This is a genomic window from Cohnella sp. WQ 127256 (assembly GCF_024519285.1).
Lineage (GTDB): Bacteria > Bacillota > Bacilli > Paenibacillales > Paenibacillaceae > Cohnella.
The window spans coordinates 1-4,823 of record NZ_JAMZCY010000021.1 but is presented as its reverse complement, the minus strand read 5'-3'; the positions used below and the strand labels follow the sequence as shown (position 1 = coordinate 4,823).

Here is a 4,823-nt window from a genome sequence, read left to right as displayed (position 1 = left end):
TCACCCGTCCGCCACTAACCTCATCAGGAGCAAGCTCCATCAGAGATTCGTTCGACTTGCATGTATTAGGCACGCCGCCAGCGTTCGTCCTGAGCCAGGATCAAACTCTCCATAATAGTGAAGCCGAAGCTTCGTATTAAAGAGCCTTGAAGGCTCAATCTTTACAACTGGTTTGTCTTCCGACAGCCGAAGCCATCTTCCGACGTTTTGTTCGTTTTCTTACGCTCGATGTTCAGTTTTCAAAGAACAATTTGTGTTAACTTGTCCGCTTCGTTTCCGAAGCAAGATATATATCATATCATGTTAACAACATGTTTGCAAGCATTATTTTTAACTTCTTTTTTGCCTGCTCGCTTCATTTCCGAAGCAAGAGGTATATCATAACCCGATACAACACCCTTTGCAACAATCAAAATTTTACAGTTGGATTAGAGTCCGTTTTTTGGTTTACCGCTTTTATACTTCAGATGGAATTCGCCCAGAGTGCCGTTCATGCTGGACAGCAGAAACAAAACCACTGCTTGAGCAGATGGGTTCATCTGTCTTACATATTCTTCTCGGCTATCACTACCCTAACTCGCCATTCCAGTTAACGATATTGATCTCTATTATAGTGTACTTACTCCTTAGGTTTAGGGTAGGTCGAGGGAGAGTAAATCATTTTTAAGTAAACGATTGCTGATGTATGCGTTTTCTTGATAATATGAAGCTATTAATACTGCTTGTTACGGAGTAGCGGTCCAGCCACCGAACATGGGCAAAGGTCCTAGCTGAATCACCAGAACTTTTCTGAAAAAACTGGGCGATCTGTGAGACTGAAAGCAATCCTTTACCTGTCGAGAAGTTCATGGCCACAGTTGACGTTGGTAAACGCAACATTCGCAATTATATTCCTTGAATTATGCCTCGATATTGACGTTGACATAGACTTAGGAATGTCTTTATTCGTGTTCGATTTACAACAATAGCTTGGTGCCTCCTAACAGAGTACTTACACATATCAGGATTGAACCCGGTAGCAAACCTGCAAGGGACTAACCGCAAGACTTGAACTCTTCTTCATGAAGATTCATTGGCTTGGCGGTTATTTTTTAATATATGGGAGGAATACACATGGGAACAACTAAACATTCCGGCAGAACCAAGCTTCCTAGCCGTCCTCAATCAAAACTATGGGTAAGCAAGGTTCCTTTCGGGTTAGGCAAAATAAAACCCAAGCACATCCGCGATACGATGAAAGTCGTATGGGACAACCGTGATAACCTGCCTTATGCGTACCGGATTTTAACAAAGGGAGTGTGCGATGGTTGTGCACTTGGTGTTTCCGGTTTATATGACCAGACTCTAACGGGTCCGCATCTATGCACAACGAGACTGAACGTTCTTCGGCTAAATACAATGCCGGCTATCAAACCAGCAATCCTTCATGCGGATATCGATAAGCTTCGCCTCTTGGATAGTACGCAGCTTCGCGGACTTGGGCGGATTCCCTATCCACTCGTTCGTGGAAAGGGCGAACGTTCTTTCCGACGCGCGACTTGGGATGAGGCTCTTGATCGCATAGCAAGCAAAATTCGTAGCATCGATCCCAAACAGCTAGCCTTTTACCTTACTGCCCGTGGAATTACGAACGAGTCCTATTATGCTGCTGCTAAAGCAGTACGTTATATAGGTACGAACAATATTGATAATGCCTCAAGAATATGCCACTCCCCATCAAAGACCGCATTGAAGCGTTCACTAGGCATAGGAGCCTCTAGCTGCAATTATAAGGATTGGATCGGAACCGACGTTTTAATTTTCTGGGGGAGCGTTGCCTCCAATAATCAGCCGGTATCCACGAAGTACATGTATGCAGCCAAGCGCAAAGGGACGAAAATCATCGTCATCAATCCTTATCGGGAACCAGCCATGGAGGGGTACTGGATCCCGTCCATACCCGAATCGGCTTTGTTCGGAACGAAGCTTGCTGATGATTTCTATCAGGTCAACATCGGTGGAGACATCGCCTTCATGAACGGCATTATGAAAATTTGGTTTGAAATGGAGGATCAGGAGCTGGGATCTGCGATAGACCATTCATTCGTTAGCATGCATGCGACCGGCTACGAGCATTTGAAGGAGCATGTTGCCGCTCAAGAGTGGGAAACCCTGGAGCGTTCATCGGGTTTATCGCGAAAGCGTATTCGGGAGTTCGCCATTCTGCTCGCAAAAGCCAAATCCGGCGTATTCGTTTGGAGCATGGGTCTGACGCAGCATCGATTCGGAACAGATAATATTTCTCAGGTTGCCAACCTAGCGCTGCTTCGGGGTTTCTTGGGGCGTGAACACTGTGGAGTTATGCCTATCCGTGGACACAGCGGTGTTCAGGGCTCCGGAGAAATGGGTGCCGATCCGTTTAGCTTACCTGGTGGTGAATTTTCCGGTAAAGATATCGGTCGGATAGAGCAACTATGGGGATTCAAGCTTCCGGAATGGCAAGGCGATATCGTAGGCGTATCCCTTGAGAATTCTTTGCTACCAGAAAATCATGAGCGCAAATTGAAGCTGTTTTATACCTCCGGTGGAAACTTCCTTGAGACGATGCCGGATCCGGATTTTGTCAGAAGCTGCTTGGAAAATGTAGATATCCGCGTTCATCAAGATATCGTGCTGAATACCTCAACTCTCGCCGATGCGTTGGAGGAGGTATGGGTACTACCAGCAATGACCCGCTATGAGCAGCCAGGTGGTGGAACGTCCACTTCGACAGAGCGAATGGTTTACTTCTCGCCTGAAATTCAAGGACCGCGTATTGCTGAGGCACGTCCCGAATGGGCGATCTATTGCGAACTTGCTGCCCGTGTGAAGCCTGAGAACAGGAAAATCATTACGTTCAAGGATTCTGCGCATATTCGCGAGGAGATTGCAAAGGCTTCTCCCAATTATGACGGTATTCAGCACCTTACGAAGCAGGGCGAAGTTTTCCAATGGGGTGGAGCTTGGCTGTGCGAAGGAGGGGTTTGTCCGACTGAAGATGGTAAAGGCCACCTCATCCCGATTGAGTTGCCTGAGCTTCGTAAGCCCGAAGGTAGATTCTACGCAACTACGCGTCGAGGAAAGCAATTCAACTCGATGATCTATAGTGAGACCGATCAGTTCAACGGGGCGGGACGCTATGACGTTCTAATGAACCGTGAGGATACGGAAAAATTGGGAATCCGCGATGGCGAGGCTATCGTGGCATACAATCGTTATGGTGTTTTTCACGGTCGTGCGAAAGTTGAAGATATCGCTCCAGGCAACATTGAGTTCTATTGGCCAGAAGGAAACTCACTGATACCGAAAGGTGTCTATGAGCCTTATGCCGGCATTCCTGAGTATAATGCGTCCGTCATCGTAGAGAAGGCAGACACCTATCATGCACTTAAAGACACGCGCTATGTTGAACGTCGTATCGAGGAACTGGAGATTGACCTGCCAGGGTGATTAGATGGGAGAGGTTGTTAGCTATGGAACATCAGTCTAGCGTAGCTTGGAAAACGATCAAGGTAAACGGCGATCAATATATTGAGGTAGAAGACGAGATCGCTACGGAATTCCCACTTACAATTCGTCTCGATGGCAAAGAATTTGCCACTTTGGTATGCACTCCAAGCCATCTTAATGATCTAATTGTTGGATTTTTGGCCTCTGAAGGGATCATTCGCACAATGGAGGACATCAAAAGCTTAACTCTCGACGAAGATCGAGGATTCGCTCACATTGACCTCCATCGTCCTCAGTCGACTGCTAAGGAATTCCATTCCAAGAGAATCATCGGCTCCTGCTGCGGTAAAAGCCGTCAATTCTATTTTCATAACGATGCGAGAACTGCAAAGACGATTGTTGGTGGATCATCCATTCCAGCTAAGAGGTGCTTTGAATTAATGAAGCTCATGCAAATGAGCTCCGTTGACTTTCATGTGACCGGCGGTGTCCATAATGCCGCATTGTGCGATAATGATGGACTCATGGAAGTAAGAATGGATATCGGCCGACATAATGCACTGGATAAGCTGTTCGGTCATAGCATCCGCAACCGCCTGCAGTCCAAAAAGCAACTCATCGTCTTTAGTGGACGATTATCCTCAGAGGTCGTGCTGAAAGTAGCCAAAATCGGCTGCCCCATCCTGCTGTCAAAATCCGCACCAACAGACCTTGCTCTTCAATTAGCCGAAGACCTCGGTATCACCTGCGTCGGATTCATTCGCTCAGATAACATGAATGTATATACACATTCTCATAGGATCATTCTTTAGAGCATCCCCGTTCTTGATTCTCACACCCAGATCATGCCGAAAATACGATGAATTTCATTCTTGTTCATGCTAACGACAGTTGGAGTCCCTACAGTTAGATGTCATCTAACTACGTGATCGAATTCGCTCCTTAGTGCCTCTGTAGTTTCGTGCCATCTAACTGCATGGCTGAAATCGTTCATCAGTGCCTCTACAGTTAGATGTAACCGAACTGCATGAATGAAATCGCTCCTTAGTACCTCTTGTAGTTAGGCGAAACCGAACTGCGTAGACCAAAATTCACCCAAGTGTCGTCACAATCACGTATGACTAGAAATCATGTACCTTTTGCATACGAAAAAAAGCACCCGCAAGGGTGCTTTCTTCATTGTTGGCCTGGCAACGTCCTACTCTCCCAGGACCCTGCGGTCCAAGTACCATTGGCGCTGGAGGGCTTAACGGTCGTGTTCGAGATGGGTACGCGTGGAACCCCTCCGCCATTATTACCAGACCAGACTTACTAAACAAGGCTTGCGCCTTGAAAACTGGATGCGAAGTAAAGCT

Annotated in this window: 2 protein-coding genes and 2 rRNA genes; 2 read left to right on the top strand and 2 right to left on the bottom strand. The window is 46.8% G+C overall.

Features of this window, described 5'->3' with window-relative positions; all coding sequences use genetic code 11:
- A 16S ribosomal RNA gene (locus tag M1K58_RS29310) occupies positions 1 to 116 on the bottom strand; the annotation flags it as partial.
- Positions 117 to 1,113: 997 nt separating this feature from the next.
- Between M1K58_RS29310 and M1K58_RS29300 the strand changes: the two genes are divergently transcribed.
- Both M1K58_RS29300 and fdhD read left to right on the top strand, forming a co-directional pair.
- On the top strand, positions 1,114 to 3,468 hold the full coding sequence (locus tag M1K58_RS29300) for an FdhF/YdeP family oxidoreductase (protein WP_256762479.1): 2,355 nt from the start codon (positions 1,114 to 1,116) through the stop codon (positions 3,466 to 3,468).
- Positions 3,469 to 3,491: 23 nt separating this feature from the next.
- On the top strand, positions 3,492 to 4,280 hold the full coding sequence (gene fdhD / locus M1K58_RS29295) for a formate dehydrogenase accessory sulfurtransferase FdhD (protein ID WP_256762477.1): 789 nt from the start codon (positions 3,492 to 3,494) through the stop codon (positions 4,278 to 4,280).
- Positions 4,281 to 4,653: 373 nt separating this feature from the next.
- On the opposite strand, the gene rrf is transcribed toward fdhD, so the two are convergent.
- Positions 4,654 to 4,770, bottom strand: a 5S ribosomal RNA gene (gene rrf / locus M1K58_RS29290).
- Positions 4,771 to 4,823 lie beyond the last annotated feature (53 nt).